The 18,224-nt window shown below is 64.7% G+C and carries 12 protein-coding genes and 1 CRISPR repeat array; of the genes, 1 reads left to right on the top strand and 11 read right to left on the bottom strand.

Annotation, left to right across the window (positions count from 1 at the left end; genetic code table 11):
• Positions 1 to 159: 159 nt before the first annotated feature.
• From OMP39_RS13875 to OMP39_RS13825, 11 genes are all read right to left on the bottom strand, one after another.
• Positions 160 to 1,236, bottom strand: coding sequence for an IS5 family transposase (locus OMP39_RS13875; protein WP_232301078.1), 1,077 nt, complete (start codon positions 1,234 to 1,236; stop codon positions 160 to 162).
• Positions 1,237 to 1,450: 214 nt separating this feature from the next.
• Positions 1,451 to 4,620: direct repeats of the CRISPR family, unit length 28 nt; unit sequence TTTCTGAGCTGCCTACGCGGCAGCGAAC.
• Between the two features lie 130 nt (positions 4,621 to 4,750).
• A complete protein-coding gene (cas6f, locus tag OMP39_RS13870; protein WP_264892353.1) occupies positions 4,751 to 5,317 on the bottom strand; it encodes a type I-F CRISPR-associated endoribonuclease Cas6/Csy4 in 567 nt (188 codons plus the stop codon).
• A 4-nt stretch (positions 5,318 to 5,321) separates the two neighbouring features.
• Positions 5,322 to 6,362, bottom strand: a complete 1,041-nt coding sequence (csy3, locus tag OMP39_RS13865; protein WP_264892352.1) for a type I-F CRISPR-associated protein Csy3 — start codon at positions 6,360 to 6,362, stop codon at positions 5,322 to 5,324.
• Between the two features lie 24 nt (positions 6,363 to 6,386).
• Positions 6,387 to 7,373, bottom strand: coding sequence for a type I-F CRISPR-associated protein Csy2 (gene csy2 / locus OMP39_RS13860; protein WP_264892351.1), 987 nt, complete (start codon positions 7,371 to 7,373; stop codon positions 6,387 to 6,389).
• On the bottom strand, positions 7,370 to 8,728 hold the full coding sequence (gene csy1 / locus OMP39_RS13855) for a type I-F CRISPR-associated protein Csy1 (RefSeq protein ID WP_264892349.1): 1,359 nt from the start codon (positions 8,726 to 8,728) through the stop codon (positions 7,370 to 7,372). Before csy1 ends, csy2 begins: the two co-directional genes overlap by 4 nt.
• 98 nt (positions 8,729 to 8,826) lie before the next feature.
• A complete protein-coding gene (locus OMP39_RS13850) occupies positions 8,827 to 10,098 on the bottom strand; it encodes an IS256 family transposase (protein WP_133598512.1) in 1,272 nt (423 codons plus the stop codon).
• A gap of 183 nt (positions 10,099 to 10,281) precedes the next feature.
• Positions 10,282 to 13,680, bottom strand: a complete 3,399-nt coding sequence (cas3f, locus tag OMP39_RS13845; RefSeq protein ID WP_264892347.1) for a type I-F CRISPR-associated helicase Cas3f — start codon at positions 13,678 to 13,680, stop codon at positions 10,282 to 10,284.
• Positions 13,677 to 14,654 carry a type I-F CRISPR-associated endonuclease Cas1f gene (gene cas1f, locus OMP39_RS13840; RefSeq protein WP_264892345.1) on the bottom strand — a complete coding sequence of 326 codons (978 nt, stop codon included), beginning with the start codon at positions 14,652 to 14,654 and terminating at the stop codon, positions 13,677 to 13,679. The genes cas3f and cas1f overlap by 4 nt, the downstream gene beginning before the upstream one ends.
• 221 nt (positions 14,655 to 14,875) lie before the next feature.
• Positions 14,876 to 15,445 carry a YceI family protein gene (locus OMP39_RS13835; RefSeq protein WP_264892343.1) on the bottom strand — a complete coding sequence of 190 codons (570 nt, stop codon included), beginning with the start codon at positions 15,443 to 15,445 and terminating at the stop codon, positions 14,876 to 14,878.
• Between the two features lie 104 nt (positions 15,446 to 15,549).
• Positions 15,550 to 16,110, bottom strand: coding sequence for a YceI family protein (locus tag OMP39_RS13830; protein ID WP_264892341.1), 561 nt, complete (start codon positions 16,108 to 16,110; stop codon positions 15,550 to 15,552).
• Between the two features lie 60 nt (positions 16,111 to 16,170).
• Positions 16,171 to 16,728, bottom strand: a complete 558-nt coding sequence (locus OMP39_RS13825; RefSeq protein WP_264892340.1) for a cytochrome b — start codon at positions 16,726 to 16,728, stop codon at positions 16,171 to 16,173.
• Between the two features lie 166 nt (positions 16,729 to 16,894).
• Here OMP39_RS13825 and OMP39_RS13820 point away from each other — a divergent pair, with 166 nt between their 5' ends.
• Positions 16,895 to 18,052: a phospholipase A gene (locus OMP39_RS13820; protein ID WP_264892339.1), complete on the top strand. Its 1,158-nt coding sequence runs from the start codon at positions 16,895 to 16,897 to the stop codon at positions 18,050 to 18,052.
• The last annotated feature ends 172 nt before the right edge of the window (positions 18,053 to 18,224 follow it).

Below are 18,224 nucleotides of genomic sequence, written 5' to 3'. Positions count from 1 at the left end.
TCGCATAACCCCATTTCCGAAGGCTGAACCGGCATGAGGGCGCTCGCGTCGTTCAGTTCGGGGTTCTCGGTGCCGCTCAGGCCCCGTCATCGCAGCCTTGGCGGGCGCCCGAGGCCCTGCAAAACTGCGTTTGCAGGCTCTGCGGGCGCACCTCTCCCTTCATCGCGCACACCCGCACGGGTCATGGCGCACCAGCCAGACCAGCCGCTTGGCGTTGTACGCCGCGCACTTCAGCAGGATCGCCAGTTCGTTTCTCGCCAGCGTCATCGCCCGCACGCACTTGCCGCCCAACTGCTCGAGGCCGGCGAACACATGTTCGCCTCTGGCGCGGACGCGGTTGATCGCCTTGTTGCGCGCGTCCAGTCGCACGCGCCGCTCCTGCCCGGGCTTGGCACGCCGCGCGATGCCGTCGCGCAGCCCGTGGGCCTGCAGCAACTGGCGGTTGGTCTGCGCGTCGTAGCCTCGGTCGGCCAGCAGCCGCGCGCCGGTGTTGGCGCGGTCCAGCACCTCCTTGAGCGTCTGGCCGTCGTCGGCGTTGGCCGGCGTGACCTTCGCCCGGCGGATCAGCTTGTAGCGCGCGTCCGCGTTGGCGTGCACCTTGTAGCCGTAGAAGCTCTTGCCGTGCTTCTTGGTCCAGCGCGCGTCGCGGTCGGTGTGCTGCAGCCGCTTGGCATTCCAGCCCTCGGGCCTGCGGCCTTCGTTGAGCGCTTCGCGCTCGTCCTTGTTCGCCTGGGTGAGCGGTGCCTGCACGATGCTGGCATCCACGATCTGCCCGCCGCGCGGGATGTAGCCGTGCTGCTGCAACTGCAGGCTCACCGCCTCGAAGATAGCGCGGCCGCCCAGACCGCCTTGGGCCAAGCGCTGCTTGAAACTCCACAGCGTGCGCGCATCGGGGATGTGCAGTGCTCCGTCCAGGCGGCAGAAGTGCTGGAAGCTCATGCGGTCCAGCACCTGGTACTCGCAGTCCTCGTCGCTGAGGTTGTACAGCGACTGGATGAACAGCAGCCGCACCATCACCTCGGTGGGGTACGGCGGGCGCCCGCCTTTGCTACGGTCAGCGCGAGGGCAGGCGGTGTCGACCCGGGCGGCAATGGCCGCGAAGTCGATCAGTTCGTCCATTGCTGCCAGGTTGGCGATGAAGCCGCCGAGCTTGGCTTGGCGCTGGTCCTGCACGAACAGGTCAGCGCCAGGCTGGTGACGCCACAAAGACGAGGGCTTGATGCGCGGGGTGATCATGGGCGACATCATGCCGGCTCACGGGCTGCAAGGGGGAGGGAGGTTTCGAGAAGTGCCCCAAGGCCAGTAAGGGGAGGCATCTCCAAGGCATGACCACTCCCGAGGGGTGCGGTTGAGGAATGATGCCAGGCCAATGCAGACAGGGTTATGGGCGATGCGGCAGCGAACGCTGTGTGTGGCGTGCGCGTTGTGGCCATAGGCCGCTCTGCTCAATTTTCTGAGCTGCCTTCGTGGCAGCGAACGCCGAGAAGAATCTGGGTCGTTGGAACCACGCATTCCTGAGCTGCCTACGCGGCAGCGAACGTTCAGGCTGTAGTCCGCAAACGCGAGCTCGATTTCTGAGCTGCCTACGCGGCAGCGAACTGCGAGCTGGTGCGCGCCTTGCGCCTGCAGATTTTCTGAGCTGCCTACGCGGCAGCGAACAAAGAACTCGGGGAGATGACCGGACAAGCTCATTTCTGAGCTGCCTGCGCGGCAGCGAACCGACTCGTTACGGCGGGGACGACTTCACTGAGTTTCTGAGCTGCCTACGCGGCAGCGAACGAATACGTCGGCAGCGGTTAGAACCGCGAAAATTTCTGAGCTGCCTACGCGGCAGCGAACGAAGATCGGCTTCGAGGGGCAGGAGCCTCAATTTTCTGAGCTGCCTACGCGGCAGCGAACTAGACGTTCGCCTCGTAGCTCTTGCCGCCACCTTTCTGAGCTGCCTACGCGGCAGCGAACAGCGCCAGGGGCTCCACGCCATCGATCGCGAATTTCTGAGCTGCCTACGCGGCAGCGAACCAGAGTTGCAACCGGTTCACCGACGACAGGATTTTCTGAGCTGCCTACGCGGCAGCGAACGTAAGGCGGCGGACATCTTCGAGCCCGCACCGTTTCTGAGCTGCCTACGCGGCAGCGAACTCGAGTGCGGTGCCGAATCGACTTCCTGTGAATTTCTGAGCTGCCCACGCGGCAGCGAACCCGACGAACGGTATTGACCACTAGCCCCATTGTTTCTGAGCTGCCTACGCGGCAGCGAACACGACCGGGGGCAGCCGGCCGACGTGCGGCCGTTTTCTGAGCTGCCTACGCGGCAGCGAACAGCAGCGCGTCGGGCTCCCAAGGCCAATCCGCATTTCTGAGCTGCCTACGCGGCAGCGAACGCCGCCTGGTCCGCAGCCAGTGACGCCGCCAAGTTTCTGAGCTGCCTACGCGGCAGCGAACTCCTGACGGTTCCACCCCGACCGCTGCCAATGTTTCTGAGCTGCCTACGCGGCAGCGAACGCAGGGGATTCAGGTCGCGGCTGCATCGCGCTTTTCTGAGCTGCCTACGCGGCAGCGAACGATCTGGATGCCCTTGGCCACGTTGCCCCACGTTTCTGAGCTGCCTACGCGGCAGCGAACTGTTTGCGTTGATCCCGTCGCTCACGCCTACCTTTCTGAGCTGCCTACGCGGCAGCGAACGAATATGGTGGGCGTCAATGAGGATGGGACGTTTTCTGAGCTGCCTACGCGGCAGCGAACTTTCACATCGGGCTCGGCGAAAACTTCGTGATTTTCTGAGCTGCCTACGCGGCAGCGAACGCGACCGCGCCCACATTCATGCCGGGCAGAAATTTCTGAGCTGCCTACGCGGCAGCGAACGGCCGCATGATGCGGCGGCAATCGACGGTTGATTTCTGAGCTGCCTACGCGGCAGCGAACTCCAGCATGGCGATCACGATTTCCGGCGGCATTTTCTGAGCTGCCTACGCGGCAGCGAACAGCACAAGAAGAGGCCGAGTGTGTCGCCCTGTTTTCTGAGCTGCCTACGCGGCAGCGAACTCTGCGGCAGCGAACCTCCGACAAAAGCCGACCTGCCACCCATTCCGTTTTCTGAGCTGCCTACGCGGCAGCGAACCCTGACCGCAACCGGCTTCACCGCTTCGGTGCTTTCTGAGCTGCCTACGCGGCAGCGAACGACCACTGGCTGGCACCGGGAGAGATGGGCTTTTTCTGAGCTGCCTACGCGGCAGCGAACGTCATCACCGAGCCCCTGGGCGATTGGCTCGGTTTCTGAGCTGCCTACGCGGCAGCGAACTCGACGCGCCGGTGGAGTGGATGGGGCTGCTGTTTCTGAGCTGCCTACGCGGCAGCGAACATGGACAGCACGGTGCTGCCCGACCAGCCGGCTTTCTGAGCTGCCTACGCGGCAGCGAACATCGCGCCTGCGATCAACTGCGGCATGGCAAATTTCTGAGCTGCCTACGCGGCAGCGAACCACGATTGACGCGGACTCCTGGACATGGAGCTTTTCTGAGCTGCCTACGCGGCAGCGAACCCACCATGACCAGCCGCGCGGCTGCACTCGCTTTTCTGAGCTGCCTACGCGGCAGCGAACGTTACCGCCGTCGCCGCTCAGGCGTCGGCACATTTCTGAGCTGCCTACGCGGCAGCGAACCGCCGCTCCGATGCGCAGAACAGGCGGCTGTGTTTCTGAGCTGCCTACGCGGCAGCGAACTTTCAGCAAGGGCTTGAGACGAATCGCCTGTTTTTCTGAGCTGCCTACGCGGCAGCGAACTGTGAAGGTGCGCTACGACTTCACCGCAAGCGTTTCTGAGCTGCCTACGCGGCAGCGAACCTTCACTCTGTGTGACCCGGTATGCACCGTCATTTCTGAGCTGCCTACGCGGCAGCGAACGCTCGCGGACCTGATGGCGCTCGCCACCGAAATTTCTGAGCTGCCTACGCGGCAGCGAACTCATGGTGCGTGTCGTCATCGTGCTTGGCCTTTTTCTGAGCTGCCTACGCGGCAGCGAACCGTTGATGCGCTCGCCGATCCAGCGCACTACTTTTCTGAGCTGCCTACGCGGCAGCGAACACGGTCTACAACACGAAGTCGCACGGGCTTGATTTCTGAGCTGCCTACGCGGCAGCGAACCCGATCGTCGGCCTCTACATCAACGCGATGCATTTCTGAGCTGCCTACGCGGCAGCGAACTTGCACTGCGGGCGCAAGGTGCACGAGCATATTTTCTGAGCTGCCTACGCGGCAGCGAACATGCTGATCGAAGGCGTGAAGGGCGAGCTGTACTTTTCTGAGCTGCCTACGCGGCAGCGAACTGGGCCGGGCTGCTGGACACGATGTCCATTCATTTCTGAGCTGCCTACGCGGCAGCGAACACCGACTGACTGGGACGAGGGCAATTTTGTTATTTCTGAGCTGCCTACGCGGCAGCGAACGCACACCGTCATAGATCCCAAAGCCCGCGTCTTTTCTGAGCTGCCTACGCGGCAGCGAACCATTTCGCCGCGGGTCGATACGGCGTCATCGTTTTCTGAGCTGCCTACGCGGCAGCGAACTGGATATGGCCTTGCGGCTACGACTTCGTTATTTTCTGAGCTGCCTACGCGGCAGCGAACTAGGACAGCGGTTTGCCAAGTCGCCGCTGCCATTGGGCTTGCGGCGACTTGGCGCTCTTGGACCCTTTCCTACAAGCCCGACGCAAGCCCTTGATTTCTCAACGCTCGGCCGGCAGCCGGCAAAAAAGGGTCAAAACCACGGGATGGTGGAGCTGCTGCTGAGGCCGTAGCTGTTAAAGGCTCCGGGTACAGGATCAGGACGAAGTGGCCCGAGCGCGATGAATAGGCAGTAAGGCTGTCCGGTGCTGCGGCTTCGAAGCCATACGTACGGAAGGTCGGGACGGCGCTCCACCGAGATCGGGATGGCCTTCGCGGCTTGTTCAGCGGACTCGCCCTTGCGCCGCATCCGCCGCCGGCGCAGCCGCTCCGCACTGGTCTTGAACTGACGTCGTTGAACAGTTCTGTGCAGAGCGTCCGCTGGCGCCGGCGCGACATCGCTGACACGGACATAGTCCCGTGTTCCCTTGAGCCAGTCACCCGACATCAGCTTCTCAAGGACGAGAGGTTGGCCATGCAGGCGCAGCAGTGGCCCGAGGCTTCTTGGGTCCAGGCTGTAGCGGGGGAAGCTCACGCCTACACTCTCGGTTCGATGGTGCACCAATGCGAGATGCAGCCGGTCATACAAGGCGCCGAGCAATTGGGGCAGGCTCACTTCTGGATCTGGCGCCAGAGACAGGTCGATGTAGTGCGTCGTCATGGCATCAAGCCGCCTCGCCGAACACGCCGCCGCGAATGAGAGTGGCGACGACGAAGTGCTGCTGCTCTACCGGTGGCACCTTGTCCCTGAGAACCCAGCCGTCGAGCAGGTTGTAGAAGTCCACCTTGTCCTTGGGTTGACGGTAGGCGCGCCCCTGCGTGGTCACAGAGCCGTACGGCTCAATCGCGATCGGCCCGTTCTCGTCGGCTCCGGGGTACCAGGTGTCGATCGTCCGCAACGCATTGCCGATCTTCTGCGAATGGATGGCGGCCACCGCGTCGTTTCCGCTCCCCACCGCGTAAAGCGTCTTGCTCTTCTTGCTGTTGGCGCGATCCAGAATGAGCTCCTGCGAGGGGAAAGCCTCCTGACCTGCGCCTACGCGTGCGAAGGCGGTTACTTGAAGCAGGACGTGCGACGTGCCCGCCAACCCCGATTCGATAAGAGTCGCAAGCCTGGCCACGTCGGCCTGCTCACCGACCGGCGCCGACAGCTCCCGTAGCGAGTGCTCAAGGGCCTGGAAAGTCCACTGAGCCAGAGGCCGACCGTCCTTCAAGTGCGCGACGCGCACTTCGACTTGCTCAGCGCCGATACGGTTGCGCCAGAGAAAACGCCCGTTAGCGAGGTTGGCAGCATATCGCCGTGCCAGCTCGCCAAAGCCATGCTGGCGGACGTACGCATCGATGGTGTCGATCAGCTTCCTGCGATAGTCCGCGTCGTTGCATGCCGAGGGCTGCCCCGTTCCACCGAGCACCCGCAGGGTGAACTGAACCTTCAGGGTGTCCGCATCCAACGGCAACGTCGCAACATCCACCGTTTGCAGATTGGGATTCTCGATGGCGGCATCGAGCTTGGCTGGATCCTGATCCTTTGCCTTCAGCCGATTCGAGATGGTGCCACGGACCGACTTCTCGCGGACCCTCACCGGCGTCCAGTTCGTCGAGTCTTCGCGCTGTTCCCATGTGCCACAGAAGAACAGGGCATCGGACGGGTCGAGCTTGCGCTCGAACGCGAGAACGGAAGCAGTTTCGAGATTATTCTTGGACACGATGGACTCCTTGTAGTAGGGCGGTCAGTCGAGTTCGTAGTAATCGTCGGACGGGACGGCGTAGTCGTTCCGGCAGCGGTAGCGGCCCTGGCCCGGTTGGCTATCCGCGTACCAGAGCATCTGCCGCGGCGAATGCAGCCGATGAGGGCTTATCCATTCGCCGATCGAGTACAGGCTCTCGACGAAATGAAACGGGGTGTGGGTATCCCGCGCGTTGGAAACGGTGCCCGGGGTCTGGATGCCGCCCAGAGCGCCATATCCGACCGGAATGGGGACGATCCAGCCATCGCGGTCGTGGACCCATTCGCCTTGGTCATCGCCTTTCCCGCTGGGGCGGTAGGTCCAGTTGACACGCGATAGCGATAGCCAGGCATCGAGCCGCGTTACCGTGGGGTTCTCGGCCCTGAGTGCTGCGAGACGCCGGTCGAGCAGTTCATCTCGCGATACCAGCGCAAAGCCGGGAAGCAGACGCATCTTCGCCTTGCGGAACTCCAGACGCTGGTCGGTCTCGCTGCCCGTGAGATCGAGCACCCAAGGACGATGACGAAGCCGCCGCTGGTCGACATCGGGCAGCACAGCGCCTCCCGCGATGCGCATCCCGCCCAGCAGCTCGGCCACACGGGCCACGTCACGGTCTCGGATGGCAGGGTCACGCATCCAGTGCTCGCTGCGCACCGCGAACACAAGGCTCAGTTCCAGGTGGATACGCCCCTCTTCGACGATGGCGGCCGTACTGCCGTCCTTCTCGACCGGATTGCGGGTCAAGCGCAAGGATTTGATGAAACCGCCGTCGCTGACCTGTTCCTGATGGTCGTGGCACACGACCCCTACCGCTTTGAACGCGAGATCAAGCCCGGTGGCGCGCGTTCTCCGCTCCAGCGCCCACATCAGACCCAGGAACGCCGTCATCGACGGAAAGCCGTGGGTAAGGGGGCTGGACACGGCGTTGGCGTTCTGCACGCGCATTCGAGGCAGCACGAGCAAGTGATCGAACTGCGGCAAGGCGCTCATGCACGACCTCCGGTTGGTGCGCGCCGCTGGACGGGCACTGGCCAGGCCGCATCGATGACCGCCTGCCGGGCCCAATGCCTGTACTCGGCATCACCCAGCCCGAGCAGCCCGGCACGGCGCAACTGCTCGTTCACCCAGTTGGCAAAGCGTCCGGCGACCTCGTCCGGCCAGTTGCCTGCGTGATAGGCCGCCTTGAAGCCCTTGTCCTCCTGCTCGTGCCCCGCTCGCGCAGGCAGGCCCACCCGCTCCGGGTCGAGCCACAGTTGTTCGCACAGCGGCAGTTCGCACGCCGGGTCCCGGGTCCAGCCTGGCTCCAGACGCGCATGGATTTCGGCGGCGAACAGGGCCAACTGCTGGCCCAGCTCCTGCTCGAGCTGGCGACGCTTGCGGCGGGTATCCTCATTGGGCGGCGGATCGGCCCGGAGGAAGTCGGCGAGCGCCGCGACCTGCTGACGCAAGCCTTTGAAGTAGGTCAACCGCTCCATTGCCGACTCGATGTACAGGAGCGCACGGGGGCGCTGCATGTCCCACTTGGGCGGCAGGGAAGCCAGCAGGTAGTTGATCCCGCCGCGTTCGCTATTGAGCTGGCTGATGTTCTGCGGCTTCGTGCCTCCCAACTTGCGGGCGACCAGATTGCGATAGTCGCGATAGGGGGCCTCATGCGGCTTCTTCTGAAAAAAGGCTTGCCGGGCGAGCTTGTTCGCTTCACCAAAGCGGGCATCCTGGATCTCCAGGTGGATCACATGCGCCAAGCTGCTGGAGAAGAGCGGCTGCAACAGATGGTAGTCACCGTCTTCGGCAGGACTTTCGCCAACCAGCCAGTAGACTTGTTTTGCCCGGCTATGAGAGCTGGAAGCCTGGCCGGTTCTAATGACCTGCTTGAAGGAGTCTGCCAGTTGAGATGCACGATTCCTGTCGGGATCAAGTGCCTGCAACAAATCCTCGTCGTTTTCCAGCAACCAATGAAGCAGAGGCCGGCCCTCAACCATTACTCGGCCAAGAAACCTAATGATGACGAGCCATGCAGCATCACCTGTCCCGTCGAGGACGTCATGCAGGATGAGGTGGCTCCCTACTTCCCAATGCTGCGGAAGGTTGCGTCCTTGAATGAAGGGACTTGTCGTCGCCCGAATCTTCGCATCGGGGAATGTGGCTTTGAGCGGATGCGTGGCGAATTGAACGGAAGCGGCTCGAGCTGCGGAATTAGCTAGCCACGTCGCGTAGTCGTACCTTGGCGCTGTCCCGGCGTCCATGCCCTTGCCCTTCAGCTTAGCCTCCTGCTGCTCCTCGATGAAGGTGGCGATAGCAGCGCGGAACGCCTCTGTTCTGCTTGAACTGGCTTGATCTTGTCGCATTCCTTGTCTCTCCTGACCCAACCGTCTTGAATAAGCCACGGCGGCGATGTCCCGTTCGCTGTTGAACGAGACCGTGTGACGGCTCCTCATTCGTGATGCTACGCGGCTTTGAGTTCGGCGGGCTGCGTGGCGGCGATGCGCTTGTCCAACGCGGCAATCAAGTGCTTCATGTCGCGGTGCCCGCGCAGCTTGCGGAAGCGATCCTTGGCGTCGCTGAGTGCGCTGGCGACCCAGCGCAACGTCATCTGTCCGTCCCGCCATCGCTTGACGTTGCGCGTGTAGTGCGCGATCGAGCCGTTGAGGTTCTCGATCGGGTTGGTGGTGCGCAGCGTGCGGTACAGCGCGCCCGTGATGCCCAGAGCCTGCACGGTGAGCGTCTCCTCGAGTCCCTCGCGCAGACTGGCCGCAGCGCCGGGATGCTTGGACTGCAGCGACGTAGCCAGGCGCTGCAGCTGCTTCTTGGCCAGCTCGGCGTTGGCGCTGTCCCAGGCGTCGCGCATCGCGCGGCCCACGCTGGCGTGCAGCTCTTCGGGCAGGTGCTCGATGACGTTGCGCCGCTTGTGCTCCTGGCAGCGCTGGATCAGCGCCGTGGCCCCGAAGGTCTCGACGATCGCCTTGCGCAGCGCCTTGCCACCATCGATCACCCACAGCCGTGCGCGGTCGGCATCGAGACCGCGCTCGATCAGATCGCTCAGCAGCGAGCGCACGACCCGCGTGCTCTCGGTGGAGCCTTCGCGCAGCCCCAGCACGTGCTTGTTCCCCTGGGCATCAATGCCCAGCGCCAGCAGGATGACGCGGTCTCGGAAGTGGATGCCGTCGACCATCACGACCGGCAGGTCCAGCTTGCCCAGCGAGCGCGACAGCCACTGCAGCAGTTGCTCTTCGCTCAGCGCCACGAAGCGCCGCGAGGTCGCGCTCTTGGACACCGACAGCGCTTGCTCGGGCGGCGGCAATTCCTCCAGCGTGCTGGCGTAGCGGCGCATGGACACGCCCGCAGCAATGGCGGCCATCGTCGCGGTGTCCAGCGGGTCGGTGCCGGCGGCCCAGGCGAAGCTGGGCAGCTCCAGCTCGCCCGCATCGACGCCGCGTGCACGTGGCCGCTTGATGCCGATGCGCTGCCCGCCGAGAACAACGGCGCTGCGCGTGCTGCCGCCACGTACCGCGCGGCGATCGGCATCGGGCACGCCCTTGGGGCCGCACAGTGCGATCCTGTCGGCCTCCATCATGGCTGCCAGCACCTGCTTGCCGGCGTTGATGCACAGCCCATAGAACGCGTGCTTCACGTCCTGCAGCACGCCCTGGATCGGCAACGTCAGCTGCACCTGCGCAGCCGGAACAACCCGCAGCGCGGGCTTCGTGCGAGACTTCATGTCGGTGGCTCCTTTGGTTGCTTGCTAGGCAACCCGCATGGTCACATGCGGGTCAAAGGAGCCGCCACCTTAGCTCACCCGTTCAACAATCCGCGGGACATCGCCAGCCACGGCTCCGTCTCAGCACACGAGACGTGACTGCGCGAGTTGCTCCGAAAGAAGTCGCCACCCGATCGACCTCATCTAGGCCGGAGCAAAACCTAACCAAGGGTGCCATCGCCACCCTTGGGTACTCTGCGGCACTTCGACACTCGCAAACTTTCTGGCGACCTCCCACAACGTCGTGTCCTCTGCCTCGGCCCGCTCAGCAAGCAGCTCCATCAACTGAAAATCTCCCCACGTGCCGATGCCTTGGCCCAACGCCAGCGCAACGTCATGCCGCATGCTCGCATCGACTCGCACATAGAGCTTCTCAGCAGACATGCTGCCGCCATCGATCCGATGCAGGATGAGCCGCTGCTCCTCATCATCGGGAAGAAAGACCAGCGAGACTTTGGGGTGTGGGTCGTCCCGAAACGCCTGCTGTTGCTGCAGGACCCCGATCAAGGTGACCTGCGGATGCAGCCAAGACCAGGCGGCCTCATCCCGCTCGACACGCCCGCTTTCTGGGCAGGCGAGCGATGCGGGCAGGCGATCGCGCGGAAGCAGGCTGGCCGCCACACGGGCATGCTCCAGATCGACCAACCGTTCACCGCAGGCCCACTCGGCGTCGGGTCGAGCGCGGATGCGTGGCAACGCCGAGATCGTGCGGTACTCCTCCGGCGACAGTAGGCGGCTCAAGCGGTGATAGCGCAACCGGAAGCGCCGGGAGCCGGACGATCCATCCCGCTCGAACCCGGGGCGGATGAAAACAGGAGCCGGATCTTCGCCAGGCACCGCTGGCTTTCTCTCAAGCGCCTTGATGTTGCGATCCAGCAGCAGGATGTTTGGCTTATCGCCCAGCCGGCCGCGATGGCGTTGGACACGTCCAGCCAGCTGGATCAGCGAGCGCATCGACGATGGTTCGGCTACGGCCCAATCGGCATCCCAGTCCCGGCCGACTTCGCAGACAGGCGATGCGAGAACCACGAACAGATGGTTCCCTTCCGGATGGGCATCGAGCTGGGCGCGAACGAACGGCAGACGATAAGGGCCTTGCCCGTCGCCGCGTCGATCGAATGCGGCATCGAGTTGACGCTCGATGGCCGAACGCTGCAAGGCGGGAAACCGGGCGTGATAGACGCACAAATGGATGCGGTAGCCCTCCGGTGCGCCCAGCGCGAACAATGTCCGCGCCACATCGAACAGCGGATCGATGTTGGCCATACGAACGAGGCCGAAGCTCACCCGCTTGCCTGTCGCCGGGTCGGTTTCGGCGTGATCATCGTGCAACCGCAGGCACGCCTGGCGCACGTGTTCGGCGAACTCGGCACGCAGGCGCTGCGTCGGTTGGCCCTTGCTCAGTTCGATGGGCAAGATTTCACCGCGCCGCACCGGTGGGGCTTTGTCCAGTTGTGAAGCGCGCTTGCTGACGAACACCGCGTGGTCCCGAGCAAAACCGTCCGCATCGCGGCAGCGGCTGCTCTGGACACCGAACTCATCGACCCACAGGCACGGAACCTCGAGTGAGTCGTCCGACCGCCCGCCCTCATTGCCGCGATTGCGCCGGTATTGGAGCCGGCCCGCGCGATAGGCCAGGAACATGCCCTGAACCAACGCCGGCGGAAGCGTCGCAGACGAAAGGACGATTCTCGTCCCCAGCATCCCAGCCCAATACACCAGCCGGACGAGGGCCGGCATGTCGTCCAGATCGTAGTCGTCCAGCTCGTCCAGCACCAAGTCGGCGCTCATCAGGCGCAGCATGGGCGCGATCTGACGCCCGGCGCGCAGGGCTTCTGTGGCCGGCGTCATATGGTCCACAGTACAGACCAGCACAGGCGCGGACAGCAGGCTTCGAATATCGGCGTCGCGCAGCGCTCGCGACAACAGGGGATGCTCGGCAACGGGGCCTTCGTAGCGAACATGAGCGTCTTCTTCGATGAGACGTTGCGACGAGGCCGAGCCCTGGGCCTCGGCCTGCCGCTCGTAGTACTCGAACAACGCTCGACTGGCTGATCCGCCCACACGGATCGCAAGGTCGTTGTCGTCAAGGTTGAGATCCGTGCGGTAGCTGCGCCCGGTCTGCAGGGTCAACGTGCGCAGGCCGAGCGCATAGGTGAAGCGCATTCCTCGTTGGGGGTCCGCAAGGGCGTACAGGAGGCGGGCATTGGCCAGCGTCTTGCCGCAACCGGTGGACGCCATGTTGACGATGAAGGCACCGTGATCGCGGGCGCTTTCGCGCAGTGCCGAGGCCGCGTCCGCGGCCCTGTCCTGCCAGGCGAACCGGAGGTCAGTACTCCGCCTGCGAAGGCCGCGGTGTCGAGCCAAATGGGGAAGATGGCGCTCGAAGCCGGGTAACGCATGGGCGATCAGACCGGCATCGCGCGCCACGCCCAACAGGTGCTCGTCGAGCGGCTGCTTGAGGCGACCGTCCCGGTCGGTGTTCGCATACAACGCAGTGCGACCGTCTCCTTCCACCCGTTCGGACGAGTCCAGCGGCAGGCTGGAGTAATGATGGTCCGCCAGCATCAGGGTGAGGCGGGCCAGATGCATCACGTAGGGATTGTCCAGCCAAGCGGTGCTGCGACGCGTGCGCAGTTCGATCAAGTGTTTCGCCAGCCGGGCTGCCTGGGCGCGCCACTTCGGTTCAAGCACCGGGAGGGGGGCGGCCGGCATCCAGTAAGGCTCGATCTGCCGCGGATCCGCGATCTGCCGGATCTCGTTCCAGTCATGCGCGACCAACGCCAAGGGCTCCGTCAGCCAAGTGGGATTGAAGTTCCGCACTCTTCGACCCCATGCCGCTTGGGTTCCGTCGTCCTTCTCGCACGGTGCAACCGGTAGTCTGTGGTGGGTCACCACCAGCCAACCCACTGCCGCAGCCAAAGGAGGCAAGCTCCTGAAGGGGTACTCCTCTCGGGCATCGATGCCATCGCGCTGATAACGCCCCGGCGCGAGCCAGTCTTCCTCGCCATAGCCGTCGGCAGCGGCCAGCCGCAGCAACCATCCTTCATCGTCATCATCCCCGACAAACGCCTGGAACAATCGAAGCGATACCCACTCATGCCGATACAGGTTCCGCTCCGTCCGTCGTCCACGCAGGCGCTCCTGGAAAGCGATGACGGCCTTGCCCAGGTCGTGCAGCAACGCGGCCAACTGGGCGAGCAGGCGGATGTCCTGGCCGGTGTGCCAGTCGTTCTCGTCTTCGCGCCGCAGCCGGTCGATGCTGGTCGTGTTTGTCGGTACCGCACCCTGCGCGTTGAAACGAGAAGCATCTCCCACAATCCACAGCAGCTCGCTGTGATCGCGCCCACGTATCCAATGACATGCCACCGCCGTGTTCTTGCGCGCGGTCTTGCGAAGCAGCCGACGCAATGTGTCCAGTCCATCCTGGGTGATGGCCGTTTGCCAGGTGCGCTCGCCGCGACGCTCGGCAAATTGATCGAGGATCCGCCGAGTCTCCTTGAGCGCGTTCTTGGTGCACTCGGATACCAGTAGTACGTTCATGCGGCTGACTTTGCCGTCTCGATCGCCACGTGTTTGACGGTGTCGATCATGTGGTCGAGCGCCTCGGCGCGCGTGAGGTTCTCGATGCAGGCGCGACGGAACTCCTGTTCGTCATCACCTCGAACAGCCGAAATGAATGCCTGAGGCAGAACGAGAGCATCCTTGACGAGATCGGCAATGTCGAACACCAGGCCGCCACGGCGGGTCTTGCCGTGCAGTACGGCCAGACCATGAGGAAGGCCGAGCACCCATGCGGCCGTTGCGCCCAGCCCGTATGCGAGGTAGTTGCCGTGATCGAGGAACCGGTTGGCGGGATCGGTTCCCGTTCCGCGCTTGGCGCGAACAAAATCTCCGTACTGCAGCGTGCGAGCGGCCAGCTTGAACAACTCCTTGGTCAAGCGCGCCTCCTCGGTGAGGAGACCCGTAGCGTCGGATGCGGTCACAACCATGGAAGCCGAAGCGGTCAGCAGCGTGCGCAGCTTGTGGGCATCTGGCACGAAGCCGCACTCCCGGAAAGCACCGTGAGCGAACCACTGGTGCTCGATCCATGCCAGTCGAGCCTTCTGGAACGCCTTTGCGGCCCGCAGACGTGCATCGTCCTGAAACCAGAAGCGCACCCAGGCCTGCAGGTACTCGGTGGGGCGGTACTCACTTTGTGGAGAGAACCAGACGACTTCCACGTCGAACTCGTTAGCTGAGAAGAGCGGCGTTCCACCACCTCCGCAGAAGCCGACCAGCACGCCTGCCTTCGCTAGTTCTCGCATCGCCGCTTGGGTGACGGACGTGCCGGTGCCGAGCAATAGCGTCGTCGTGTTGGCGATAGGGATGTTCCAGTAGAGCTGCCGTTTCCCGTGGTCCGTCACGTACTCGACCCGTCCCCCGTTGACGAGAACGCGGCAGTGCTCCAAGTAGTAGATGTTGGCCCGCTTGGAGTGGAGGATGGTCTTGAGATCGGATGGCGCAATCTCGTCCATATCCCTTCAGATTCCCTAAGCTCCAGGTACGGCATGGCGCGATCACCCTCGATCCACCGGATTTCTGGATGCCCGCGGAACCGTTTCTGTTTGTTACTTCACTGTAAGGCAACTGTCCGCGGCAAGGTGACGCTCCGACCTGCAAAGGTTGTCAGGGGCAAAGAAAAACCCCCGCGAGCTTGCGCGCGCGGGGGCTTTGCAAGACGTGTCGCCGGGGCGATTTACTGCTTGATGCCTTCCACCTGGATCAGCAGCCGCACGTTGTCCGGCGCCACCGCGGGCAGGCCGTAGGTCAGGCCCCACTGGCTGCGCTGGAGGGTGGTTTCGAAGTCGCCGCCGCACGCTTCGCGCCTGAGCATGGGGTGCTGGATGCAGTTGAAGCGCGTGGCCTTGAGGGTGACCGGGTTGGTCTTGCCCAGCATGGTGAGGGTGCCGCTCACTTCCGTCACGCGGTCGCCGTCGAAGACGAACTTGTCACCGACGAACTTGGCGTTGGGGTACATGTCGGTCTTGAAGAAGTCGTCGCCCTTGAGGTGGTTGTCGAAGCGGGGCACGCCCGTGCTGATGGAAGTGGTGTCGAACGTGACCTCGGCGCGTCCGGTCTTGGCGGCGCGGTCGATCTCGACGAAACCCTCTTTCTTGTCGAAGCGGCCTCGGATGGTCGACATCCCGAGGTGCTGGATCTCGAACGTCGCGAACGTGTGGTTGGGGTCGAGCGCGTAGCGCGCGGGCTCGGCCTGTGCGGCGAAGGCAGTGACCACGACAGACGCGGCGATCAGGGTCTTTTTCATCTTCAGTACTCCGTCCTTGGTGTGGGAGACACGAACTGCAGGGGGCTGGCACCCCCCGCGCATACGCTCTGGCAGCGCCGGCAAAGGCGAGGGCGTGAGGCCGATCACAGCGGCGGCACGCCCGTCAAGGCGAGCTTGAACTTGACCTGCACGTCGTTGGCGACCATCGAGGTGTCGGCCCAGTCGCCTTCGCCGATCTTGAAGTCGAGCCGCTTGAGGGTGAAGGCGCCGGTGGCGGTGGTGGTGCCGGCGTTCTGCGCCACCGCCACCGGCACCACGAGGTCGCGCGCCTGGCCCTTGATCGTGAGCTTGCCGGCCACTTCGTAGCGGCCGCCGCCCAGTCCCTTGATCGCAGTCGACTGGAACTGCGCCTGCGGGAACTTGCGGGTGTCGAACCACTCGGGCTTGGCGAGTTCGGCCTCAGTCTCGGGCACACCGAGGGCGGCGCTGCCGAGGTCCACGGTGAAGGCGACCTTGGAGGTCTCGGGCTTCTTCGGATCGAACTGCACCTGGGCGTCGAACTTCTTGAAGCGGCCCTCCACCGGCACACCCATCTGCCGGCTGACGAACACGATCTCGCTTTGCGCCGGCAGCAGCTTCTGCTGCGCCCACGCCGGGGCGGCGAGGGTGAGCGAGGCGCAACAGGCAAGGAACCAGGATTTCATCGGATCTCCAACTTTCGAAGAGGCTCGCGCAACGGGTGGCAGGGCAGCCGGCATGGCGGCTCAGCCCCGACCCGGCAGCATGCGCCAGAGCAGGCCGTCGCGATCGACCCATTGGTGCTTGACCACCGCGGCCACGTGGACGACCACGAGCAGCGCGAGCAACCAAGCGAGGCGGCCGTGCCAGGGCTTGATCGCTTCGGCCAGAGCCTTGTCGGGCGAGACGAAGTCGGGCAGCGGCACGACGCCGAACCACACCACCGGAAAGCCGGCGGCGGAGCTGTAGGCCCAGCCGACGAGCGGCACCGCGAAGAACAGCAGGTACATGCCGGCGTGCGTGGCGTGGTGGGCGGCGCGCTGCCAGGGCGGCATGGTGCGCAAGACGGCCTCGGGCAGCGGCGGGGGGCGCCGCCACAGGCGCCACAGCAGGCGCAGCGCCGACAAAGCCAGGATCGTCACCCCCGCCCACTTGTGCCAGTTGTACAGCTTGAGCCGGGCAGGCGATATGGGCAGCCCGGTCATGTACAGGCCCACGCCGAAGGCGCCGATGACGGCCACGGCCAGGAGCCAGTGCAAGACGATGGCGAGGGCCGAGTAGCGTGGGGTCGGGGCAGCGGGCATTGTTGAAACGGATTGAATCTGAGCGGCCGGCCGGGCCGGCAGGCATCCGGCGAAGAATAGGAGTTGGCCGCGCGATGCGAGTTCACGCGGCTTCACGGAAATGTTCGAAGGATTTGAAACGCCGGGCTCGCGGGGCGGGCCGGCATCTGCGGCACACTGCCGGCCCATGTTGCACTGCGAAGTGACCCACCGCGGCCCCCGGGCCGCCGCTCGGGGCAGGCGCGGCACGCTGGCCGTGGGCGCGCTGGTGGCCGCGATGAACATGAACGCGTGGGCCGACACGCCGGCGCAGCCCATCGGGTTGCCGGCGTGCGCCGCGATCGAGAACGATGCCGACCGTTTGGCCTGCTACGACCGCTTGGCCGGGCGCCAGCCGCCGGCACCTGCCGCGGCCCAGCCGCAGCCCGACACCGTGTCCCGGCCGGCGCCGCTGCCGCAGCCCGCCTCCACGGCCGTATCGCCTGCGGCAAGCCCGGCGGGCGAGGGGCTGCGTCCGCCGGCAGGCACGAGCCTGTGGTCGCGCTTCTGGGAGCTGGACCCCCAGGACAAGCGAGGCACGTTCAACTTCCGCACCTACCGTCCCAACTTCCTGCTGCCCGTGCACTACACGAGCAGCATCAATCGCGCGCCCACCAGCCCGACGCGGCCCGCTCCCACCGAGCGGCTGCGCTACAAGCCGCTCGAGGCGAAGCTGCAGTTGTCCCTGCGCACGAAGATCGCGCAAAGCGTGCTGCTGCCGCACGCCGACCTGTGGTTCGGCTATACGCAGCAGTCGCTGTGGCAGGTGTGGAATCCCTCGGAGTCGGCTCCGTTTCGCAACACCGACTACGAGCCCGAGGTGATCTACGTGGTGCCCGTGCCGGAGGGCCTGGCGCGCCTGCCGGGCGGATGGCGCTGGAGCATGGCCCAGGCCGGCGTCGCGCACCAGTCCAACGGGCAGTCCGAGCCCCTGTCGCGCAGTTGGAACCGCGTGTACCTCGCTGCGGGGCTCGAGCGTGGCGAGCTCACGGTGCTTGCGCGAATCCACAAACGGCTGCGCGACGGCGACGACGACAACCCCGACCTCACCACCCACCTCGGGCGCGGGGACGTGGCGCTGGCCTGGGTGCCGGGCCGTGCGACGGCCTCGCTGCGCTGGCGCACGAACTTCAAGGACCTCAAGCGCGGCTCCTGGCAACTGGACTGGACCTACCCCGTCGACGAGGCCAAGCCCGACGGGCTGCGCTGGTACGTGCAACTCTTCAACGGCTACGGCGAGACGCTGATCGACTACAACCGCCGTCAGACGAGCATCGGCGCCGGTCTCACTCTGTTCGAGTTCTGAGGGCGGTGGGGCGGGCCAGAGCGGGCCTGGCCCTGCCGGCCGCGGTGCCCGCCGGGCGCTGCATCGAAAGCCCCGTTGCTTGCCCCCGCGCGAAATGTTCAGCATCTTCTCAGTTTGGGCGCAGTTTTCGGGTCTTCCCTGTGAGGAGTAACCCGTGAATCGAGCCTTGCCC

The sequence above is a fragment of the Schlegelella aquatica genome (genome assembly GCF_026013905.1).
Classification (GTDB): Bacteria; Pseudomonadota; Gammaproteobacteria; order Burkholderiales; family Burkholderiaceae_C; genus Caldimonas; species Caldimonas aquatica.
Note: the sequence above shows the minus strand (reverse complement) of the source record. Positions and strands in the feature narration are given on the sequence as shown.

Excerpts from the sequence above, each read along its gene's own strand:
- OMP39_RS13825 (WP_264892340.1), bottom strand. The coding sequence starts at position 16,728 with ATGCCCGCTGCCCCGACCCCACGCTACTCGGCCCTCGCCATCGTCTTG.
- OMP39_RS13835 (WP_264892343.1), bottom strand. The coding sequence starts at position 15,445 with ATGAAAAAGACCCTGATCGCCGCGTCTGTCGTGGTCACTGCCTTCGCC.
- csy1 (WP_264892349.1), bottom strand. The coding sequence starts at position 8,728 with ATGCGACAAGATCAAGCCAGTTCAAGCAGAACAGAGGCGTTCCGCGCT.
- OMP39_RS13875 (WP_232301078.1), bottom strand. The coding sequence starts at position 1,236 with ATGATCACCCCGCGCATCAAGCCCTCGTCTTTGTGGCGTCACCAGCCT.
- csy2 (WP_264892351.1), bottom strand. The coding sequence starts at position 7,373 with ATGAGCGCCTTGCCGCAGTTCGATCACTTGCTCGTGCTGCCTCGAATG.
- OMP39_RS13850 (WP_133598512.1), bottom strand. The coding sequence starts at position 10,098 with ATGAAGTCTCGCACGAAGCCCGCGCTGCGGGTTGTTCCGGCTGCGCAG.
- OMP39_RS13830 (WP_264892341.1), bottom strand. The coding sequence starts at position 16,110 with ATGAAATCCTGGTTCCTTGCCTGTTGCGCCTCGCTCACCCTCGCCGCC.
- cas3f (WP_264892347.1), bottom strand. The coding sequence starts at position 13,680 with ATGAACGTACTACTGGTATCCGAGTGCACCAAGAACGCGCTCAAGGAG.
- cas1f (WP_264892345.1), bottom strand. The coding sequence starts at position 14,654 with ATGGACGAGATTGCGCCATCCGATCTCAAGACCATCCTCCACTCCAAG.
- OMP39_RS13820 (WP_264892339.1), top strand. The coding sequence starts at position 16,895 with ATGTTGCACTGCGAAGTGACCCACCGCGGCCCCCGGGCCGCCGCTCGG.
- cas6f (WP_264892353.1), bottom strand. The coding sequence starts at position 5,317 with ATGACGACGCACTACATCGACCTGTCTCTGGCGCCAGATCCAGAAGTG.